This is a genomic window from Enterococcus sp. S22(2020) (genome assembly GCF_020295385.1).
In the GTDB taxonomy this organism is placed as follows: Bacteria; Bacillota; Bacilli; order Lactobacillales; family Enterococcaceae; genus Enterococcus_L; species Enterococcus_L dunnyi.
This window is the reverse complement of sequence record NZ_JACFUD010000006.1, coordinates 255,824-276,707: the sequence shown is the minus strand read 5'-3', so window position 1 is coordinate 276,707 and position 20,884 is coordinate 255,824. Positions and strand designations below refer to the sequence as shown.

At 38.3% G+C, this 20,884-nt stretch carries 17 protein-coding genes, 1 riboswitch and 1 other annotated feature; of the genes, 10 read left to right on the top strand and 7 right to left on the bottom strand.

Annotated elements, in window-relative coordinates; genetic code table 11:
- Positions 1-97: 97 nt before the first annotated feature.
- Positions 98-214: riboswitch (SMK box riboswitch) on the top strand.
- The 5 genes from metK to H3T55_RS13910 all read left to right on the top strand — a co-directional run bounded on the left by metK (position 212) and on the right by H3T55_RS13910 (position 5,197).
- Positions 212-1,399 (top strand): methionine adenosyltransferase, encoded by a 1,188-nt coding sequence (gene metK, locus H3T55_RS13930; protein ID WP_225534760.1) that lies wholly within the window; start codon positions 212-214, stop codon positions 1,397-1,399. Its footprint overlaps the riboswitch before it by 3 nt.
- A 17-nt stretch (positions 1,400-1,416) precedes the next feature.
- Positions 1,417-1,557 (top strand): hypothetical protein, encoded by a 141-nt coding sequence (locus H3T55_RS13925; protein WP_225534761.1) that lies wholly within the window; start codon positions 1,417-1,419, stop codon positions 1,555-1,557.
- 391 nt (positions 1,558-1,948) lie between these two features.
- Positions 1,949-3,403, top strand: a complete 1,455-nt coding sequence (locus tag H3T55_RS13920) for an MDR family MFS transporter (RefSeq protein WP_225534762.1) — start codon at positions 1,949-1,951, stop codon at positions 3,401-3,403.
- Between the two features lie 125 nt (positions 3,404-3,528).
- On the top strand, positions 3,529-4,161 hold the full coding sequence (locus tag H3T55_RS13915) for a LysE family translocator (protein WP_225534763.1): 633 nt from the start codon (positions 3,529-3,531) through the stop codon (positions 4,159-4,161).
- Positions 4,162-4,396: 235 nt separating this feature from the next.
- Positions 4,397-5,197, top strand: coding sequence for an alpha/beta hydrolase (locus tag H3T55_RS13910; protein WP_225534764.1), 801 nt, complete (start codon positions 4,397-4,399; stop codon positions 5,195-5,197).
- Between the two features lie 19 nt (positions 5,198-5,216).
- Here the strand turns inward: H3T55_RS13910 and H3T55_RS13905 are convergent, their stop codons facing one another.
- Positions 5,217-5,864, bottom strand: coding sequence for a TetR family transcriptional regulator (locus H3T55_RS13905; protein ID WP_225534765.1), 648 nt, complete (start codon positions 5,862-5,864; stop codon positions 5,217-5,219).
- 235 nt (positions 5,865-6,099) lie between these two features.
- Between H3T55_RS13905 and H3T55_RS13900 the strand changes: the two genes are divergently transcribed.
- The gene (locus tag H3T55_RS13900; RefSeq protein WP_263864707.1) at positions 6,100-7,800 is read left to right on the top strand and encodes an ABC transporter ATP-binding protein; all 1,701 of its coding nucleotides are present in this window, start codon (positions 6,100-6,102) and stop codon (positions 7,798-7,800) included.
- 2 nt (positions 7,801-7,802) lie between these two features.
- A complete protein-coding gene (locus H3T55_RS13895; protein ID WP_225534767.1) occupies positions 7,803-9,572 on the top strand; it encodes an ABC transporter ATP-binding protein in 1,770 nt (589 codons plus the stop codon).
- A gap of 126 nt (positions 9,573-9,698) precedes the next feature.
- Here the strand turns inward: H3T55_RS13895 and H3T55_RS13890 are convergent, their stop codons facing one another.
- The 6 genes from H3T55_RS13890 to H3T55_RS13865 all read right to left on the bottom strand — a co-directional run bounded on the left by H3T55_RS13890 (position 9,699) and on the right by H3T55_RS13865 (position 14,104).
- Positions 9,699-9,953 carry a YiaA/YiaB family inner membrane protein gene (locus H3T55_RS13890; RefSeq protein ID WP_087642309.1) on the bottom strand — a complete coding sequence of 85 codons (255 nt, stop codon included), beginning with the start codon at positions 9,951-9,953 and terminating at the stop codon, positions 9,699-9,701.
- A gap of 136 nt (positions 9,954-10,089) precedes the next feature.
- A complete protein-coding gene (locus H3T55_RS13885; protein ID WP_087642104.1) occupies positions 10,090-10,653 on the bottom strand; it encodes a class I SAM-dependent methyltransferase in 564 nt (187 codons plus the stop codon).
- Complete coding sequence (locus H3T55_RS13880) at positions 10,653-11,621, bottom strand: TIGR01212 family radical SAM protein (protein WP_225534768.1); 969 nt, start codon at positions 11,619-11,621, stop codon at positions 10,653-10,655. The genes H3T55_RS13885 and H3T55_RS13880 overlap by 1 nt, the downstream gene beginning before the upstream one ends.
- Positions 11,622-11,635: 14 nt before the next feature.
- On the bottom strand, positions 11,636-12,286 hold the full coding sequence (locus tag H3T55_RS13875) for a phosphatase PAP2 family protein (RefSeq protein ID WP_225534769.1): 651 nt from the start codon (positions 12,284-12,286) through the stop codon (positions 11,636-11,638).
- Positions 12,287-12,417: 131 nt separating this feature from the next.
- Complete coding sequence (locus H3T55_RS13870) at positions 12,418-13,449, bottom strand: DUF4097 family beta strand repeat-containing protein (protein ID WP_225534770.1); 1,032 nt, start codon at positions 13,447-13,449, stop codon at positions 12,418-12,420.
- Position 13,450: 1 nt separating this feature from the next.
- Positions 13,451-14,104: a DUF1700 domain-containing protein gene (locus H3T55_RS13865; protein ID WP_087642108.1), complete on the bottom strand. Its 654-nt coding sequence runs from the start codon at positions 14,102-14,104 to the stop codon at positions 13,451-13,453.
- 311 nt (positions 14,105-14,415) lie between these two features.
- Between H3T55_RS13865 and H3T55_RS13860 the strand changes: the two genes are divergently transcribed.
- From H3T55_RS13860 to H3T55_RS13850, 3 genes are all read left to right on the top strand, one after another.
- Complete coding sequence (locus tag H3T55_RS13860) at positions 14,416-16,470, top strand: muramidase family protein (protein ID WP_225534771.1); 2,055 nt, start codon at positions 14,416-14,418, stop codon at positions 16,468-16,470.
- 51 nt (positions 16,471-16,521) lie between these two features.
- Positions 16,522-16,770, top strand: a binding site (T-box leader).
- Between the two features lie 472 nt (positions 16,771-17,242).
- Complete coding sequence (gene leuS, locus H3T55_RS13855) at positions 17,243-19,756, top strand: leucine--tRNA ligase (RefSeq protein WP_225534772.1); 2,514 nt, start codon at positions 17,243-17,245, stop codon at positions 19,754-19,756.
- A 247-nt stretch (positions 19,757-20,003) separates the two neighbouring features.
- Positions 20,004-20,702 (top strand): phage tail tip lysozyme, encoded by a 699-nt coding sequence (locus H3T55_RS13850; protein WP_225534773.1) that lies wholly within the window; start codon positions 20,004-20,006, stop codon positions 20,700-20,702.
- Positions 20,703-20,884 lie beyond the last annotated feature (182 nt).

Below are 20,884 nucleotides of genomic sequence, written 5' to 3'. Positions count from 1 at the left end.
AAAAACATCTGATATTCCAATGAATGCCAGATGTTTTTTGTTGAGAAAAAAAGTCAGTTAAAAAGCAAGTTTTTTCTTTTGATATCTGTTATACTGGGAATGTTACAAGTTCCCGAAAGGATTTATTTGGCGCTGGTTGAGAGCATATGTGATGCTTCGATCACCTAAATAAAGATGCCTTGTAACCGAATATAACTAGGGGGAATACATTATGACAGAGAGACATTTATTTACATCAGAGTCCGTTTCAGAAGGACATCCGGACAAAGTAGCCGATCAAGTAAGTGACGCGATATTGGATGCGATTTTAGAGCAGGACCCACAGGCACGTGTCGCGTGCGAAACAAGTGTAACAACAGGTTTGGTTTTAGTTTTTGGAGAAATATCGACAACAGCTTATGTTGATATTCAAAAAATCGTTCGACAAACATTAAAAGATATTGGCTATACTCGAGCAAAATACGGTTTTGATGGAGATACAGTAGCAGTTCTTGTTGCCATTGATGAACAATCACCGGATATCGCTCAAGGTGTGGATGGTGCGCTCGAAACTCGTGGAGACAAAGATACAAAAGATGACATTGGTGCTGGAGATCAAGGGCTGATGTTTGGCTTTGCAGTCAACGAAACACCGGAGTTGATGCCTTTACCTATTTCACTGAGTCATCAATTAGTTCGCCGTCTATCAGAGCTACGTAAAGAAGAAACATTACCTTACTTACGACCTGACGCGAAATCACAAGTAACAGTAGAATATGATGAAGAGGGAAAACCTCAGCGCGTGGACACTGTAGTGATCAGCACACAGCATGATGAAGATACAACGCTGGAGCAAATTCAAGATGATGTGAAATCACTCGTGATCGAACATGTGATTCCAGCTGAATTATTAGATGAAGAAACAAAATATTTTATCAATCCGACTGGCCGCTTTGTTATTGGCGGACCTCAAGGAGATGCCGGCTTGACTGGACGGAAAATCATCGTTGATACTTACGGCGGTTATGCGCGTCACGGCGGCGGTGCTTTTTCTGGAAAAGATGCAACAAAAGTCGATCGCTCAGCAAGCTATGCAGCTCGCTACATTGCTAAAAATATTGTTGCTGCTGGTTTAGCAGAAAAAGCAGAAGTTCAACTAGCATACGCAATCGGCGTAGCACAACCGGTGTCAATTTCAATCAATACCTTTGGTACCAGCAGTGTACCAGAAAGTAAATTGATCAAAGCAGTAAGAGAAAACTTTGATCTACGTCCGGCAGGAATCATTGAAATGCTTGATTTACGCCGTCCAATTTACAAACAAACAGCAGCATATGGTCATTTTGGTCGTACAGATATCGAACTACCTTGGGAGCAGACAGACAAAGTCGAAGCAATCAAAGCAAGTTTAGGTGAGTAACAGAGGCGGCGCTACTAATGAAAATTAGTGGCGCTGTTTTGCTGCGAACCACCGCGATTGGCTTTGCCAGAGCGGATGCTGAGCAGTACTTGGCGACCAACGGGAGCGAAGTCACCTTACTAGTGAACCATGAACAAGAATCATGGAACAACCCCTAATAAACCTGAACTTTCAAGCGGTTAATCCAACTAAAGCAGCCAGAACTAGTGAATCACAAACAAGGCTTATGAACAAAACTAATAAACTCAAGGGTTCAAACAGTAATTTAACTAAAACAGCTAGAGTAATGCTGGGCAGTACTTGGAAACAATGCGAGCGAAGGAATCCTTAGGATGACCGTAGCTTAAACAAAAGCAAAGAACACAAAAACCACATCGAACCTATATTTATTCACAAGTTATTAGTTTAGCTATATAAGCAACATTGCAAGAATAGCTAATCTAACAAACAGTGGAAAAACATTGTTTTATAAAGCTACATAAGCAGTAGTAAAATTAACTGTCACATAATAGGGGAATGAACATTATTTAGATAAAAGGATGGAGATATATGAAAAGAGAAACAAACGTCAAACTTGTAACGATCAGTGTGTTCGTTGCAACCTTTATGACTGCGATCGAAGGCACGATCGTTTCAACAGCGATGCCGACGATCGTGGGATCATTACATGGTATGGAAATCATGAATTGGGTTTTTTCTATTTATTTGTTAACTAATGCTATGTTAACACCGATTTATGGGAAATTAGCAGATAAAATTGGTCGAAAACCGATTTTTATGATAGGAATTATTATTTTTATTATTGGTTCGTCACTTTGTGGTTTGGCTCAAAACATGCTGACATTGATCATTGCTAGAGCAATTCAGGGGATTGGTGCAGGAGCGATCATGCCCGTTGCTTTGACGATTCTTGCAGACATTTATTCTATTGATAAACGAGCGAAAATGTTGGGGTTGAATAGTGCTGCCTGGGGAATCGCCAGTATTTTTGGTCCGCTTGCCGGTGGTTTTATCGTTGATACCGTCGGCTGGCATTGGATTTTCTTCATCAATGTTCCGATCGGCCTTGTCTTGTTAGGTTTGATCGCTTACTTCTTAGTGGAACCAAAAAGAGAGCAAAACAAAGTACCAATGGACATACTTGGCAGTGTTCAGCTGATGCTGGTCTTATTGACCTTACTATTGGGCTTTCAATTGATCGGTGATAATGGTTTTGGTCTGAACGTCTTTCTTTGTTTAGGTGCGTCTATTTTATTCTTTATTAGCTTCATTTTTGTTGAAAAAAGAGCCAAAGATCCAGTGATCGATCTAAAATTATTTAAAAATTCTACGTTCGTTATTGTGAATATCGTAGCTGCTTTGATCAGTGGATTTTTGATGGGAGTAGAAGTGTATATTCCGATGTGGATGCAGGGCGTTTTAGGTAAAAGTGCGGGTCTTGGTGGACTTGTTTTAGCCCCGATGTCGATTTTATGGATGGTTGGTTCGTTTATTGCAAGTTCATTGATGGAAAAACACACGACTAAAAAAGTATTGACGATCGGATTAACGATCACATTACTAGGTGGTATTTTCTTAGTATTGGTTCCTGTATCGATTTCATTTATTTGGTTCTTTGCTATTTCTTCAGTATTAGGGATCGGTTTTGGGATTACGATCACTACAACAACAGTCAATGCTCAAAGTAGCGTAGATCCTTCTGAGGTAGGTGTAGCAACTTCATTCAATACTCTTGTTAGAACAATTGGGCAAACGTTGATGGTGTCTATTTTTGGTGTGATCATCAATGCAGTAACGACATCAGAGCTTGCTAAAAGTTCGCTAGATGTTGATCCTGATGTGATGAATAAGTTAGTGAATCCTCATACAGCGAATACGATTTCAGCAGAATTATTGGAACCATTACGTGGCATGTTGTATGCTGGTCTTCATAATGTTTATATTGTAGGAATTGGCTTAATCATAGCCGCGATGATTTTAAATGCACTTGTGAAGAAAAAGTAGTTTAAGTAAAAGTAAGAATAAGAGTTTGGGAAAAAACTGTTTTTTAGTTTTGTTCTGGACTCTTATTTTTTACTTTATAAAGTAGCAAATTTTTTGTTATACTGTCCAAAAGGAGTGATACATGTATGGGAATTATTAATTTTGGTGCGTTCATTATCTCAGCTATTTTATTAAATTTGATTCCAGGTTCTGATACGATTTACATTTTGAGTAGATCAACGCTTGGCAGTAAGCGGCAAGGAATCATTTCTGTTTTTGGTATTTCATCGGGGATTTTTGTACATACTATTTTAACTGCTATAGGATTGTCAGCTATTTTGATGACTTCGGCGATTGCTTTTAATAGTATGAAGTGGCTTGGTGCTGGCTATTTGATCTATTTAGGCATTTCCTCGATCTTAAAAAAAGAATCGTTAGTAAACACAAAAGAAGAGCAAACGACAACCGATTGGCAGGTGTACAAACAAGGGTTGCTAACGAATGTATTGAATCCTAAAGTAGCATTATTTTTTCTCTCTTTATTGCCTCAATATGTGGATGCGAATGCTCAGTCAGGTTCTTTACCATTTTTGATTTTAGGAATCACTTTCGTATGTACAAGCACGATTTGGAGTTTAGCAGTTGCTTACGGTGCTTCTTTTTTTGTAGGACTGCTCAATAAAAATGATCATATGAAAAAAGTTGCAAATAAAATTGCTGGATGTATTTATATTGGCTTAGGCTTGAATTTACTAAGAGTTACGTCCACTAATAATTGATTCTTTATAAAAAACTCTTGAAGAAAGCAAACATTGAACAAAGAAAAGTCATAATTGATTTGTATGATAGATGTATACCAACACAAAACAACTTATAACAAACATTTTTTCATTGTTAACTCCTCCCCTTGGACCTAGTCAAAGAGATTTGTCTAGGTCCTTATTTTTTGTTACTGCTTCTCATTTAATCAAAAATAGTGCTACAATAGAAGAAAATGAAAATGAGGGATGCTGGATGGCTTTTTTGCAAGCAAATGTTTATTCCAATATATTGGAAATGGAAGTATCATTAAACATCGTTTTACCACAGAAAACAGAGAAAAAAATAGGAACAGCAACAAAAGGCAGTTTATCTGACGTTCCAGTTTTATATTTACTGCATGGAATGGGTGGAAATCATAGCGTTTGGGAACGACGTACATCGATCGAGCGTTACGTAGCTGATCTAGGCTTGGCAGTGATCATGCCGTCCACAGATTTAGGCTGGTACACAGATACGACATATGATATGAACTATTGGACGTTTATTTCTGAGGAATTACCGAAAATTTGTCATGAACTATTTCCTCAGTTAACAAAAAAAAGAGAGAAGACCTTCGCGGCAGGGTTGTCGATGGGCGGGTATGGTGCGTTGAAATTAGGGCTGGCAAAACCCGAAAATTTTGCCGCCGTCGCTTCCTTATCTGGAGCAGTCAATCTTGCGGATCGACCAGAAGATCTATTAGCACTCAAAGGAAAAAAATATTGGGAAGGTATTTTTGGTCCGTTAGAAGAAATGCAAGGATCTATCAATGACCCAATGTTTTTATTGAAACAATTAGTTGCAGATAAGAAAGAAGCACCAAAAATTTTTCTTTGCTGTGGAGAAGATGATCCACTTTTATATGGAAATAAAATGATGGCTAAGGCATTGAGTGAGCATGATCTTGAGCATACATTTGAAACAGGACCGGGAAACCATGACTGGATTTTCTGGGATCAATGGATCCAACGAGTATTGGCTTGGTTGCCAATTGAATCTGAAAAAAAAGCTTAGACTTTTGTCTAAGCTTTTTTTAAATCAACGGATCTAGTCCGTTTAAAAAAACACGCAGCGTTTTCATAAAGAAATCTTTTTGTTTTTCAGTTCGTCGATAATCAATGCTCTCACGGATATTGTTCAATTCTTGCTCTTGAACATACTGCTTCATTAAGATGATCTGACGTTTTAAGTAATCATCACCTGCGATGACTTTATTGTATAATTTTTGTTCTTCAGTTGAATCTAGCAGCATACCAAATAATAGATGCTGCATAGAAGTCACAGTCATATAACTAAGCTCAATAGAAAAACCTGCTTCTTTGAGGATACCCAACATGCTATCTAAATTCTTTAAACGACTGGGATAAGATGGAATCGTCAATATCTCTATTTCTAAAGCACAAGGATATTGTTGATAGAGCTCATAGTAATTTTCCATGTAAGCGTAGATTGCTTCTTTCCAATTTTTTTGAGGTTTAGGAGGGACAAAATGATTTTCGATTTCCTCAGCCATACTTTGTAATAAAGCCTGTTTATTTTCTACATGCCAGTAGATAGCAGGGGCTTGAACACCTAATTTTTTTGCTACTTTGCGCATTGAAAGCTTGTCTATTTCAGGGACTTCCTCCAATAATTCAAAGGCAGCTTCAATGATTTTATCTTTTGATAATTTTGACTCCATTTTTCTCATCCTTCTATTAAAAAATCTAAGCGAACTCCTTGAATTCCACTGCTAAAAATGGTACATTGGTATGCAACCTAATTTTACAGTGTTAAATTAGAGGAATATAGTGATGTGTCCGTGTCTCGCTCATTTACTTATTTCATATCATAACACTAAATGCACACTTAAAGGTAGACTATGTATTGATTAGGTTAGTTTTATAAAGGAAGTTGGGGATTACGTGAGTATTATTATGGAACACGTCAAAAAGTACAAGTTGGAAGTTTCCATAGCTTTGATTACAGTTATTATCATGGTTATGTCGGCGTTGTGGCAGCCCAAACTATTACAGCAAGTGTTAGAAGCAATTATAAAAGATGATAAAGGACAAATTAAGGAACTAGGATTATATCTGATCGGTATTGCAGGGTTAGGGTTGGTTGCAGGTGTTTTCAACACGATTTTTTCAGCTAAAGTTGCTCAAGGTGTGAGTGCAGATATTCGTGAAGCGACCTTTCGTAAAATCCAAACCTTTTCATTTGGAAATATCGAAGAATTTTCAGCTGGAAATTTAGTTGTTCGTTTAACGAATGATGTGACTCAGATTCAAAATGTGATCATGATCGCTTTACAATCATTGTTCAGAATCCCATTTTTATTTATTGGCAGCTTTATTTTGGCGATGACAACATTACCACAATTGTGGTGGGTCATTATTTTACTAGTTGTAGCGGTATTTATTATCACTGCATTGTCATTTTCTCAAATGGGCAAACACTTTATGATCATTCAAAACTTGATCGACAAAGTGAATGGGTTAGCAAAAGAGAACCTTCTAGGCATTCGTGTCGTTAAATCTTTTGTTCAGGAAAAAAATGAATTGGACCGTTTTAGTAAAGTCAGTGATGAACTGACCACACACAATTTGATCGTCGGTACACTATTTTCTGTGATGATCCCGTCATTTATGCTGGCTGCGAATTTAGCAGTTGCTGGATCGATCTTTTTAGTGAGTGATCTTGTGAAAGATGATCCGACCGTTATTGGCGGTATTGCTTCATTTATGAGCTATTTGATGCAGATCATGATGGCGATCATTATCGGCGGGATGATGATGATGATGACGTCACGTGCAGCTGTTTCGATCAAACGGATCAAAGAAGTCATGGACACTGTACCAGCACTTACTTATAAAGAAGTACCAGAACAAGAGTTGGATGGCAGTGTTGTATTTGACCATGTTAGCTTCCGTTATCCTGGAGATGAATCCGATACGTTGAAAGATGTTTCTTTCTCGATCAAGCCAGGTGAAATGATTGGAATCGTTGGAGCAACAGGTGCTGGTAAATCGACATTAGCGCAATTGATTCCACGACTATTCGATCCTTCAGAGGGAACCGTTGAAGTTGGCGGTGTGGATTTAAAAGAGGTCAATGAACAAAGTCTTCGTAAGACGGTTTCCTTTGTCTTGCAAAAAGCGATCCTGTTTTCTGGAACGATTTCACAAAACTTACGGCAAGGGAAAAAAGATGCTGATGAGGCAGACATGACCCGTGCAGCTGAAATTGCTCAGGCAAAAGAATTTATTGAAAAGCTGGCATTACAATACGAAGCGCCTGTCGCTGAGCGAAGCAATAATTTTTCCGGCGGGCAAAAGCAACGCTTGTCGATATCACGAGGTGTCATCGGAGAGCCAAAGATTTTGATTTTGGATGATAGTACCAGTGCACTAGATGCTCGCTCTGAACGTCTGGTCAGAGAAGCATTGGATAATGACTTAAAAGATACGACAACAATTGTAATCGCGCAAAAGATTTCTTCCGTTGTTCATGCTGACCGTATTTTAGTATTAGATAAAGGGCAGCTAGTCGGCGAAGGAACGCATGAAGAATTAGCTAAAACAAATGCGATTTATCAAGAAATCTATGAAACACAAAAAGGGGAGGAAGATTAAGAATGACTGATTTAGTAAGAGCAAGTAAATTCTTTTTTCACTATTTAAAACGTTATAAGATCTCCTTCTTCTTTATTTTTGTGACGATCATCATAGCAACTTACTTGCAAGTTAAAGCTCCGCAGTTTGTGGGTGAAGCGATTCAAGAGCTGGCAAATTATGTAGGAGCCTTGATGCAGGGAACGGATGATAAAAGCAAGTTTATCGAAATTATTTGGAAGCTATTGATTTTCTATGTATTGACTAGTGCTGCAAATTTTATTTACAGTATTCTGTTTACACAGGTCGTTGGAAAGTCAACGAACCGCATGCGAATTGGTTTATTCAATAAATTAGAAAAATTGACGATCCGCTTTTTTGATTCCCATCAGGATGGCGAAATCTTAAGTCGTTTTACCAGTGATTTAGATAATATTCAAAATAGCTTGAATCAAGCGTTATTGCAGGTTTTGACGAATGCGGCATTATTTGTCGGGATTTTGATCATGATGTTCCGCCAAAACGTTCAACTTGCTTGGGCGACGATCGCTTCTACACCTGTTGCGATTTTGATTGCGGTAGTTGTTATCAGCAAAGCGCGTAAATATGTCGATATTCAACAAGATGAAGTTGGTAAGTTAAATGGGTATATGGATGAAAAAATCAGCGGTCAACGTGTGATCATCACTAACGGTTTGCAAGAAGAAACCATCGATGGTTTTCTTGAGCACAATGAGACAGTTCGTAAAGCAACTTTTAAAGGGCAAGTTTACTCAGGATTATTATTTCCGATGATGCAGGGAATGTCTCTTGTTAATACGGCCATCGTGATTTTCTTTGGCGGCTGGTTAGCATTGAATGGAGATTTGGAAAAGACAGTTGCTTTAGGTTTAGTAGTTACCTTCGTTCAATACTCTCAGCAATATTATCAACCATTGATGCAAATATCTTCAGGATATAGCATGATCCAGTTAGCGATCACTGGTGCAAGACGCTTAAATGAAATGTTTGACGAGCCGGATGAAATCAATCCTAAAAACGGCAAGGAAATTTCAGGCGTTAGTGATTCTGTTGCTTTGAATCAGGTTGATTTCGGGTACGATCCTGAGATTCCTATTTTAAAAAATGTTTCGATCAATGTAAGTAAAGGTGAAATGGTTGCATTAGTAGGTCCGACAGGTTCAGGAAAGACAACGATCATGAACTTGTTGAATCGTTTTTATGATGTTGACAGTGGGTCGGTTACATTTGACGACACAGATATTCGTGAAATCGATCTAGATAGTTTACGTTCACATGTTGGGATCGTTCTACAAGATTCAGTGTTATTCTCTGGTACGATCCGAGCAAATATCGCGTTCGGAAAACCGGAGGCAACGGATGAAGAGATTGTTGCTGCAGCGAAGCAAGCGAATATCCATGAGTTCATCATGGCTTTGGAAAAAGGCTATGATACTGAAATAACAGAAGAAAATAATGTCTTTAGTACCGGTCAAAAACAATTGATCAGTATTGCTCGTACGATCATCACAGATCCGGCATTATTGATTCTGGATGAAGCAACGAGTAATGTAGATACTGTGACAGAAGCGAAAATCCAAAAAGCGATGGATGAAGCAATCAAAGGGAGAACCAGCTTTGTTATTGCGCACCGATTGAAAACAATTTTAAATGCTGACCGTATTGTAGTGTTGAAAAATGGTGAGGTCATTGAAGAAGGAAATCATCGTGAACTATTAGAACAAGATGGTTTTTATGCAGAGCTTTACCATAATCAATTTGTTTTTGAATAAGATTTTGATCGTGAAATAAATAGATAAAAAGCCTACCTGATTTTAGCATAATGACTAAAATCAGGCAGGCTTTATTTTTTGAATCATGTGAAGATATCTAGTTAAAGATCTTAGTTGACTATAGTCTTAATCTTCAATATCATCTTGAACTCTAAACATTTTGTTATAGCGTTCTTCATCTTCTTGATTGTCTCTGATTACTTTAGAAAGTGTGAAGGATGAAGAAATCAATCCAACTGATCCCATCAAGTAATAACCTTTTACCATCAATGGTTCTTTTAATGTGTACAACCCAACAAGAATAAGGACCGCAAAGAATAAAAATGATCCCCATGCCAACATCACGAAAGCCGGTGTATTACGGTAAGCTTTCCTTTTCATATTATTATTCAAATAATCACTCCATTTTTTTATTGATAGACATTAATTGTACCAAAGAATAGGAGGGAAGGAAAGGCAATCTAGATAAAATGTTAAAAGCAATATCAGATCAGAAAAGCATATTGAGATAGATGGTCTACTTTTTCTCAATACAAAATAAAATCGGTGGATTGTTACGTTGATTGATGAATTGATAGGTCAATACACTGTAATGTTCTTGCGGCAAATTTTGGCAATACTCCTGAACTAATTCTAATTCAGCCTCTCCACCATCATGTCCATAATAAACAACTAAGACGATCCTTCCCTTTGGTATCAATCTTGGAAGCAGTGCATCTAGTGCTTGCTTTGTTGTATCTGGTGTTGTAATGATCGTTTTATCACTTTTGGGAAGATAGCCAAGATTGAAAATGGCAGCTGTGATCAATGTTTCTTTAGCAAGTACGGTTTCAATCGTTTCATGACCTTGATGAAACAGTTGGACTTGCTTTGTCAAATTTGCATCAGTTAATTTTTTAGCGGTGGCAGTTAGTGCTTGTTCTTGAACATCGAAAGCATAGACATCTCCTTTTGTTCCGACAAGCTCTGCCAAGAAGGCTGTGTCATTACCATTGCCCATTGTAGCATCGACCACAGAATCTCCTTCTTTAATGACTTCTTTCAACAATGTATGACTAAAATGTAGTGCTGTTTGCAGCATTAATGATACACCTCTTTTTCTATACGAACGTTGTGACTCCCCTGAAAAGTACCGCGTCGTTTCATTTCATCATCGATAGCATTCAAAACTTCCCATTTTTTCAAGCTCCACATCGGGCCAACTAGAGAGTCAGAAGGCGCATCTCCCGTTAACCGATGGATCACGATTTCTGGTGGGATCATTTCCAATTGGTCGCAGATCACAGAAACATAGTCCTCTCTGCTCATCAATTGAAGCCTGCCTTCATGGTAGTCTCTTAGCATCCGTGTATTTGTCATTAAGTGAAGCAAGTGAAGTTTGATGCCTTGAATGTCTGAGTCAAGAATCGTTCGTCGCACATTTTCTTTCATCATTTCCATCGATTCTCCAGGCAAACCATTGATCAAATGTGTGCAAACACGGATGTTATGTTTCCGTAATTTTGCTACGCCATCTAGATAGGTCTGATAGTCATGAGCACGATTGATCATAGTACTAGTTCCTTCGTAAGTGGTCTGCAGACCCAGCTCTACCCAAACATAATAACGCTGATTCAACTCTGCTAGATAATCTACAACATCATCAGGAAGACAATCAGGACGAGTACCGATCGAAATTCCAACAACACCTTTTTCATTGACCACTTGTTCAAAGCGATGGCGGATGACTTCGACAGGTGCGTGAGTATTCGTGAAATTTTGGAAATAAACAATATATTGTGCCACTTGAGGCCATTTTTTATGCATCATTTGAATTTCTTTTTGAAATTGAATCGGTAAAGGATCTTGTGGAGCCACGATCATGTCACCAGAACCAGAAACGCTGCAAAATGTACAACCGCCTTTAGCAACAGTGCCATCACGATTAGGACAGTCGAAGCCGCCGTCTAAAGGAACCTTAAAGATTTTTCCGCCAAACTGCTGACGCAAGGCATAATTCCAAGTGTGGTAACGTTTATTTGGATCTTCTGTATATAAAAAATCAGACATAACTTTTCTTCTTTCTATTGCTGTTTATTTTTAAAACGCCAAACGAATCGCTTTTCTAGATAAATTGGGTACGTCATCAATAACCAAGCTAAACCAAAACAGAATCCGCCTAACACATCACTCGGGAAATGAACGCCGACATAAATCCGGCTGATCCCAATCAATAAGATACCGATTCCTAACAGAATTTGCAAGGTCAAACAAAGCTTCTTGTTCTTGATAAATTGAGGGAGTAGAAAAATAAGTGTTCCGTAAAGAAGCATGCTTCCAGTCGAATGACCACTTGGAAAACTATAGCTGTGTTCTGATACTAAATGATCTAAGGTTGGACGCGGACGCATGAAGACAAGCTTGATCAGCGGATTTAGAATTCCAGCCACTCCTCCTGTGTTGATCAAAAGCCAAAGCGCTTCTGCATAATATTTCCCTCTAGCTAAAATAAATCCGATTGCCAAAGCTAAAATACCAACAGTCAATGGATCAGCAAATTTTGTATACCAAATAAAGAATTGATTCATTGAGGGATATGGAGCGCGTACAATAGCTGTGATCGCTTGGTCGAATCCATTTAGCCACGTCGGATAAAATCGAACAACATAGCCTAAAAACATAAAGACAACTAAAAAGCAGCTGCCGGCAAACTGATAATATAATTTGTTTTTCATAAAAAATCCTTTCTCATATACGTAATGCTCATTATAACATCAAACAATTAAGAACACAGCTTAGAACAAGAAAAATGAAGGCTGCTTTAGAACTTTTTAAGCTCTAAAGCAGCCTTCAGCGAATCATTTGATTACTCATCGTCCTCAGAATCAACAGGTCCTTCAATTGAAATATCACCAGAATTTGACTGAAGATCAAACACTCTTGACCCTTTTCCACGTTTAAATGATGAACGCTCCTTACCAAAGATCGTGCTGTCACCTAACTGTGTTTTTGAATGGATCGCAATATCATAAAGGATTTCGTCTGTGTACAGATTGATATCACCTCGCTGGGTCGTAACATTCAACAGTTTAGGAATGTCTGATCCGTATAGATCAAAGCTGCCATTGGTATTTTTTATAGTGGCTTCACCTTTCAAATTACTGGCATTGATATCACCATTCATTGTTTCAATAGTCGAAGTTCCTTTCACTGATTCTAGAGATATATCGCCGGATGTAGTGATTGCAGACCAATTCAACGCAGCGAAATCATTGAGGTTGATATCTCCATTCGTTGTCTTAAATGTAGCTTTATCTGCATGAACGTCTGTGTAGACATTTAAGTAACCATTCGTTGTCTCAAGAGCTAGTTTCTCAGTATTGAGACTGTTTGCATCAACATCAGCATTATCAGTTTTGACCGTAATATTCTTTGCGTTGATTCCTGAAAGGTTGATTCTACCAGAAGCTTTGCCATCAACGATAATTCGTTCAGCATTGTCTGGAATCGTTAAAGAAACAGATGACCCTCTGTCAAAACTAAAAAAATCAAATTTCATGCTGCCCAGCTTCTTTTCATCCCTGTTTCCATTAGCTGAAATGAGAAGCTGTCCATTTTTCTCGTCAACCTTTAGCGCACTTTTTATTGAAATAGGAGCATAGCTGCGTGTATTCATCACAACTTTATTTGTGCTTTCAGTACTGATATAATATTCTGCATTTCCCGCAAGCGACAAATGGATCTCTTTTAGATTTTCATTCTTCTTAACGGTATAACTTTCTTTTTTTGTATCCGTCATGGATTGCTCAGCGCGTCTAAAGTAAACTGCGCTGCCGATTCCGCCTATAATCATCGTTACTACACCAATCGTTAGAAAAAAAGCAGTAGTCTTTTTCATATCATATATCTCCCCTTAAGACACGTATATTCCATAGCATATACCGTTTTAATACTTTGCCGAAAAATCTTGTTAATGGCGCTAAGATCAGCAGGCCGATAATACCTGCACCGCAAAGAAAGACACTAACAAACATTTCGAACATTGATGCATCATTCAAACCGGTAAAAATCGAAATCCCGCCTAGAATTGGAGAAAACAAGAAAAGAATTGCTGCAAACCAACCAGAAAAGAGAAGCATAGCAAAGCTGAATATAAACCAAAACATTAAAAGAAAATTTAATAAAATAACACCAGATATCTGACAAAAACGGACGAATCCATTATGTTTTGGGCGCTCATATGACTGATAGGCTTGATCATATGGATGCTCCGCTGTTTCCTCATAATACTCATAACTTGTTGCAGGTGGAATTTCTTGCCAACCGTCACGCTCCAATCGCTTTTCAGGAACAGTGATATCAAATTCCTCTAAAATCTCTTCAGCGATCGTTCTAGGCTTTCCTAAATCTTTGGCGATTTCTTCTTCCATTTCTCCATTAGCCAGCCGCTCATCAAATATATTATCGTATTTTTCTAAGATAAAGGCTTGCTGTTGTGCCGTCAATGGTTTCAAATAGATCTTTAATTCAATTAAAAAATGCTCTTTATTCATCCTTTTTCCCCTCACTTTATTAACCAATCGGATTACTTCCTCTTCACTATAATTTCTTTTGCAGTCAATAACAAGACTTTGCGAAAAAAATCAGCCTAAGGTAAAGAGGGATATCAGACCTGAGACCTAGATTTTGCAGAGAAAAAAATTAGGGTATAAAATGAGTAAAAGATCCCAAAAAAAGAAAGGAAAAAAGAACATTTAAATGATCGGACGGAGAAGTATATATTAAAAAAATATTCTATTTTCAGCTGAAAAAGGGTATACTATAATTCAAGGTATACTTTTTTAGAAAATTCGGAGGACTTACTATGGAGAAGTACAAACTATCGAGAAAAGAGCGGAGGAAAGCCGAACAAAACAAGCTTGCTGCCGAACAGTTGAAAAAAGGTACGACTGTCTTAAGCTCAGCAATCGTTGTTTCATCGATTGCCGCGCCGATTGCAGCACCTAAAATCGCAGAAGCAACGGAAGAACCAACACCAAATGCTCAGATCAGTTACTCAGAGACACCTACACATACAGAAGACGTTCAATCACAAACGACGACTGACCCTAACGATTCGATGACAGAAGACACTCAGGAAACATCTTCAAGTGAAGAAACAACTGAAACAACAGATTCATCAGAATTAAATACATCAGAAACAACTCAAGGTACTGAGGAAACAACAACTGAAACAACAGAAGATCTGACTGAAACAACTGATTCTTCTGCAGATGAGGCTGATGATCTACCAGAAGTATCTTTACGTTCTTTTGCAGCAACGACAAGAAGCATTAGTCCAAGTGCGTTTATTGCAGAAATTTCCGGACATGCTCGTTCTGTAGCTTCAGCAAACGATTTGTATGCTTCAGTGATGATGGCTCAAGCGATTCTTGAAAGTGATTGGGGCAGAAGCACATTATCTGCTGCACCAAATCATAACCTGTTTGGAATCAAAGGCAGCTATCAAGGACAGTCAGTTACGATGCAAACCTGGGAAGTCTATAACGGACAGTGGGTTCAGGTGAATGCTGCATTTAGAAAATATCCTTCCTATTCAGAATCATTCAGCGATAATGCCTATGTGCTGAAAAATACGTCATTTCAATCTGGCGTTTATTATTATTCGGGTGCCTGGAAAAGTAATACCAATTCATACAGAGATGCGACTGCATGGCTGACAGGACGTTATGCAACAGATCCAAGCTATAATACAAAATTGAATAATATTATTACGACATACAATTTGACACAGTATGATACACCAGCAACTGGTGGCAATACGGGTGGAAACAATAATAACGGAAATACTGGCGGCAACACAGGTGGAAGTTCAGGTAATACTGGCAACACAGGAAATACAAGCAGTCAAAATGTGACTCATACGGTAAAATCTGGAGACAGTCTTTGGGCTTTGGCCGCTCAATATGGCACATCTGTCGCAAATATCAAAAGCTGGAATGGATTATCTAGTGATATGATCTATGTTGGTCAAAAGTTGATCGTCAAAAAAGGCTCTGGAAGTACAAGTGGCGGAAATACTGGCGGCAATAGCGGCTCGACAGGCAATACTGGTAATTCCGGCAACACGAGCACATCAAATACGTACTATACAGTAAAATCTGGTGATTCACTGTGGGCAATCGCAAATGCGAATGGTACAAGTGTTGCAAATATCCGTCAATGGAATAATTTAAGTGGCGATATGATTTATCCAGGTCAAAAGTTAATTGTCAAAAAAGGTTCTGGAAATACGAACAGTGGGAATAGTGGTTCGACAGGAAGCACTGGCAACTCAAACAATTCTGGCAACACAGGTACTTCAAATTCCACGTACACAGTAAAATCCGGTGACTCATTATGGGCAATCGCAAATTCAAATGGTGTGAGTATCGCAAACTTACGTCAGTGGAATAATTTAAGTGGCGATATTATTTACCCAGGTCAAAAATTGATCGTGAAAAAAGGTTCTGGGTCTGCCAGCAGCAACAATAACTCATCAAGTAATACAGGTAGCTCAAGTACTAACTCTGGTTCAACAACTGGTTCTTACACAGTAAAATCTGGTGATTCATTATGGGCGATAGCGAGTGCAAACGGTACGAGTGTTGCTAATCTGCGCCAGTGGAATAATTTGAGCGGAGATATGATCTATCCAGGCCAAAAATTGATTGTCAAAAAAGGCGGTAGTTCAACAAGCTCATCTTCTTCATCAAGTAATCAAGGGAATACCCAAAGTGCAGGCGCGCATAAAGTGAAAAGCGGTGATACTTTATGGGGACTTGCTCAAAAATACAATACAAGTGTTCAAAAAATCAAACAGCTGAATGGTTTATCCAGTGACGTGATTTATATTGGTCAGCAATTAAAAGTTAAATAAAACAATTGAATTTCTAGTAGAAGTTTGATAGTATGAGAACACATAATTGATTCATAAACAGTGAAAAGGAATAGTAGAAAGAACCATGTTTTAGAGAGCGTATGGCTGGTGAAAATACGTACAGAAGCTTTTGAACTCGCCTTTGAGTTATTTTACTGAACAAATGAAAAAAGTACAGGTGAACTCCGTCATTTCTTTTCATTAATTAAGTAAAATCGGTGACGGCCGTTATAACGTTTGAGGCTTGTATAATACAAGTGAACTTAGGTGGTACCACGTTGCTTATCAAACGTCCTATAGGAAATATTTCCTATGGGACGTTTTTGTTGTGAATCACTGCGACTGGCTTCGCCAGAGTTGATGATGAACAATACTTGGCGACCAAAGGGAGCGAAGTTACCGTACTAGTGAATCACAGCACTTCGATCAGAGGAAAGGTTAAAGACCGCGTACCTGAGGAACAAACGCTAAAAAAATTGACCTTATCAAAGCCGATGATACACAATACATGGCGACCCAAGGGAAGGAAGTTATACTAGTGAATCACAGCACTTCGATCAGAGGAAAGGTTAAAGACCGCATACCTGAGGAACAAAAGCCAAAAAAATTGGCAACATCAGAGCTGATGATAGAGAATAAATTATGTGGGAAGCACAAATCTTTTACAATCTGGCTCTGCAAACTGATCGAATCATATTTTTCAAGGACAAAAGCACGACCACCAGTTAAAAAAGGATAAAAAAGTTATTTATAAATAGGAGGAGAAAACATCGTGAGTTACGATCACAAGAAGATTGAAAAAAAATGGCAAAAATATTGGGCGAAAAACAATAGCTTTATCACCCACGATGATCCAAACAAAAAGAAATTTTATGCACTGGATATGTTTCCATATCCATCAGGTCAAGGGCTGCATGTAGGACATCCAGAGGGCTATACAGCTACAGATATTTTATCTCGGATGAAACGAAGCCAAGGATATAGCGTTTTACATCCAATGGGATGGGATGCTTTTGGTTTACCAGCAGAGCAATATGCGCTAGATACAGGAAATGATCCAGCTGAATTCACAAAGAAAAATATTGAAACCTTTAAACGTCAAATCAACTCATTAGGTTTTAGTTACGACTGGAATCGTGAGATCAATACGACTGATCCAGAATATTATAAATGGACACAGTGGATTTTTACTAAGCTGTATGAACATGGTTTAGCTTATGAAGCAGAAGTTGCAGTAAACTGGGTACCTGAACTTGGAACAGTTATTTCTAACGAAGAAGTGATCGATGGCAAAAGTGAGCGCGGCGGATATGATGTCGTCAGAAAACCAATGCGTCAATGGATGCTGAAAATAACGGCTTATGCAGATCGTTTGTTAGATGATCTAGAACTAGTGGATTGGCCGGAAAGTATCAAGGATATGCAGCGTAATTGGATCGGTCGCTCAGAAGGTGCGAATGTTACCTTTAAAGTAGATGGAACGAATGAAGAATTTACTGTTTTTACAACAAGACCTGATACATTATTCGGTGCAACCTATACGGTGTTGGCTCCAGAGTTAGCATTAGTAAAACAAATAACTACGCCAGAACAAAAAGAAACTGTTGAAGCTTATATCGATGCTGCATCGAAAAAATCTGACTTGAATCGAACGGATTTGGCCAAAGAAAAAACTGGCGTCTTTACAGGTGCGTATGCAGTAAATCCAGTTAATGGTGCGAAAATCCCAATTTGGATCGCAGATTATGTACTGGCTTCATATGGAACGGGAGCAATCATGGCTGTTCCGGCACATGATGAACGTGACTATGAATTCGCTAAAACATTTGGTATCGAGATCATTCCGGTATTAGCTGGTGGAAATATTGCAGAAGCAGCATTCACAGGAGATGGTACTCATATCAACTCAGGCTTTTTAGATGGTTTGAATAAAGAAGAAGCCATCGCTAAAATGAATGACTGGCTGGAAGAAAATCAAGTAGGGAAAAAAGAAATCAGTTACCGTCTACGTGACTGGTTGTTCTCACGTCAACGTTATTGGGGTGAGCCAATCCCGGTGATCCATTGGGAAGATGGCACAACAACCACTGTACCTGAAGAAGAATTACCACTAAGATTGCCAAAAACAGACGACATCAAACCAAGTGGTACAGGAGAATCTCCTTTAGCTAACATCACTGAATGGGTCAATGTCGTTGATCCGGAAACTGGTAAAAAAGGTAAACGGGAAACCAATACTATGCCGCAATGGGCCGGCAGTTCATGGTACCATTTGCGTTATGTTGATCCGCACAATAAAAAAGCACTTGCTGATTATAAAAAATTGGAACGTTGGTTGCCTGTAGATATTTATATCGGTGGAGCGGAACATGCTGTATTGCATCTACTGTATGCTCGTTTCTGGCATAAATTCTTGTACGATATCGGGGTAGTTCCTACTAAAGAGCCTTATCAAAAATTGTACAACCAAGGAATGATTCTAGGCCAAAGCTTCCGTGATAATCGTGGCGCTCTTGTTCCTACAAATATGGTCGAAAAACGGGATAATGTTTGGGTGAACATCGAAACAGGAGAAGAGCTGGAAGAAGCACCTGCTAAAATGAGCAAATCATTGAAAAATGTGGTGAATCCTGACGATGTCATTGAAAAATATGGTGCGGATACTCTTAGAATGTATGAAATGTTCATGGGACCTTTAGATGCATCGATTGCTTGGAGCGAGAATGGATTAGAAGGCAGCCGTAAATTCTTAGATCGTGTATGGCGTTTGATCGTTGATGAAGATGATAAGATGCGTGATCGGATCACGACGGTCAATGATGGTCGCTTGACAAAAGTCTATAACCAAACAGTGAAAAAAGTTACAGAAGATATGGAGAATCTGCATTTCAACACAGCTATTTCTCAATTGATGGTTTTTGTGAATGAAGCGAATAAAGTTGATGTATTGCCTTATGAGTATATCGAAGGTTTTGTTCAACTTTTAGCGCCAATTGCGCCTCATATCGGTGAAGAACTTTGGGCAATCTTAGGAAATGAAGAAAGCTTAACGAATGCACCTTGGCCAACGTATGATGAAGCAGCCTTAATTGAAGATGAAGTTGAAGTCGTATTCCAAGTTAATGGAAAAGTTCGGGCAAAATTAAATGTTCCTAGAGGAATGAGCAAAGAAGAGCTTGAAGAAAAAGCATTAGCGGCTGAAGAAATACAATCATTTATTGAAGGAAAAACAGTTCGTAAAGTGATTGTCGTTCCTGAGAAGCTGGTGAATATCGTAGCGAATTAATGAACTATAAACGTGTAACGGCTAGAAGTCTTATATGATAAGACTTCTAGCCGTTTTTTTATTTGAGTATCAAGCATAATACTGTTTTTTTATTTTTCGATAGTAGTATCACTTACTGTAAATCACTACACAATAGGAGTATTTTTGCAAAGAATAGTGACAGAATGTTGGCAGCTTTATATTAATAATACAAGCTATAATAACAGTGTAAGATCTTACAGAAGAACTGAATGTTAGGAGGAAAATAATGGCGACACAAGCTCAAACAGCTCAGCAAATTTGGAATTATTTAACTTCTAAAGGCTGGACAAAAGAATCTGTTGCGGCTATCTTAGGGAATATGCAGTCAGAAAGCGGAATTATCGCTGATCGCTGGGAATCGGACATCACTGGTAATATGTCTGGTGGCTACGGTCTTGTGCAATGGACACCAGCTACAAAATATATCAACTGGGCTAAAGCCAATGGTTTGATCTATCAGAATGTTATTAGTCAGTGTAAACGTCTAGAATGGGAAGTGGTAAATAATGAACAATTTTACCATCCTTCGATGTCCTTTAAGCAGTTTACACAAAGTACTCAGTCCCCAGAAGTTTTAGCGGATATTTTTATCCGTCACTATGAACGACCGTTTAACCCAAACCAGCCGATCAGAGGAACACAAGCAAGATATTGGTTCAATTTGTTAAAAAATAGCGGGGAAAATCCGCAATTAGAGGAGGAATTTTTAATGTGGGTATTTTATCAAGCAAACAACAATGTACCAGTAAGGTGGTTCAATGGACAGCATTCCTATCCACTTGCCCATCCAGACGAACAGGCTGCTATCAATCACGTCTATAAGGCAAATACAGGAAGAGATGTTCCATTTTTAACCAATTGGAAGGATGCGTCACCATACCACAATCGATTAGCTAATGTATTGAATAGAAAAGCAGATTTTTAGAAATATTGATAGGACTACCCAAAAAGGGTAGTCTTTTTAGATTTAAATTACTTATAAGTAGACTTTCTAGCTCATAAAACGTTGTAGTATTTATATAGAATGCTATTATGATACTATCTATCTAAAGTTATAGAGTAGCAAAGTATATGATATGGAACTAGTTTAGTTAACTACCTCTGATA

Excerpts from the sequence above, each read along its gene's own strand:
- H3T55_RS13860 (WP_225534771.1), top strand. The coding sequence starts at position 14,416 with ATGGAGAAGTACAAACTATCGAGAAAAGAGCGGAGGAAAGCCGAACAA.
- H3T55_RS13870 (WP_225534770.1), bottom strand. The coding sequence starts at position 13,449 with ATGAAAAAGACTACTGCTTTTTTTCTAACGATTGGTGTAGTAACGATG.
- H3T55_RS13915 (WP_225534763.1), top strand. The coding sequence starts at position 3,529 with ATGGGAATTATTAATTTTGGTGCGTTCATTATCTCAGCTATTTTATTA.
- H3T55_RS13875 (WP_225534769.1), bottom strand. The coding sequence starts at position 12,286 with ATGAAAAACAAATTATATTATCAGTTTGCCGGCAGCTGCTTTTTAGTT.
- H3T55_RS13910 (WP_225534764.1), top strand. The coding sequence starts at position 4,397 with ATGGCTTTTTTGCAAGCAAATGTTTATTCCAATATATTGGAAATGGAA.
- H3T55_RS13900 (WP_263864707.1), top strand. The coding sequence starts at position 6,100 with ATGGAACACGTCAAAAAGTACAAGTTGGAAGTTTCCATAGCTTTGATT.
- H3T55_RS13905 (WP_225534765.1), bottom strand. The coding sequence starts at position 5,864 with ATGGAGTCAAAATTATCAAAAGATAAAATCATTGAAGCTGCCTTTGAA.
- H3T55_RS13850 (WP_225534773.1), top strand. The coding sequence starts at position 20,004 with ATGGCGACACAAGCTCAAACAGCTCAGCAAATTTGGAATTATTTAACT.
- H3T55_RS13880 (WP_225534768.1), bottom strand. The coding sequence starts at position 11,621 with ATGTCTGATTTTTTATATACAGAAGATCCAAATAAACGTTACCACACT.
- H3T55_RS13895 (WP_225534767.1), top strand. The coding sequence starts at position 7,803 with ATGACTGATTTAGTAAGAGCAAGTAAATTCTTTTTTCACTATTTAAAA.
- metK (WP_225534760.1), top strand. The coding sequence starts at position 212 with ATGACAGAGAGACATTTATTTACATCAGAGTCCGTTTCAGAAGGACAT.
- H3T55_RS13885 (WP_087642104.1), bottom strand. The coding sequence starts at position 10,653 with ATGCTGCAAACAGCACTACATTTTAGTCATACATTGTTGAAAGAAGTC.
- H3T55_RS13920 (WP_225534762.1), top strand. The coding sequence starts at position 1,949 with ATGAAAAGAGAAACAAACGTCAAACTTGTAACGATCAGTGTGTTCGTT.
- H3T55_RS13865 (WP_087642108.1), bottom strand. The coding sequence starts at position 14,104 with ATGAATAAAGAGCATTTTTTAATTGAATTAAAGATCTATTTGAAACCA.
- H3T55_RS13925 (WP_225534761.1), top strand. The coding sequence starts at position 1,417 with ATGAAAATTAGTGGCGCTGTTTTGCTGCGAACCACCGCGATTGGCTTT.
- H3T55_RS13890 (WP_087642309.1), bottom strand. The coding sequence starts at position 9,953 with ATGAAAAGGAAAGCTTACCGTAATACACCGGCTTTCGTGATGTTGGCA.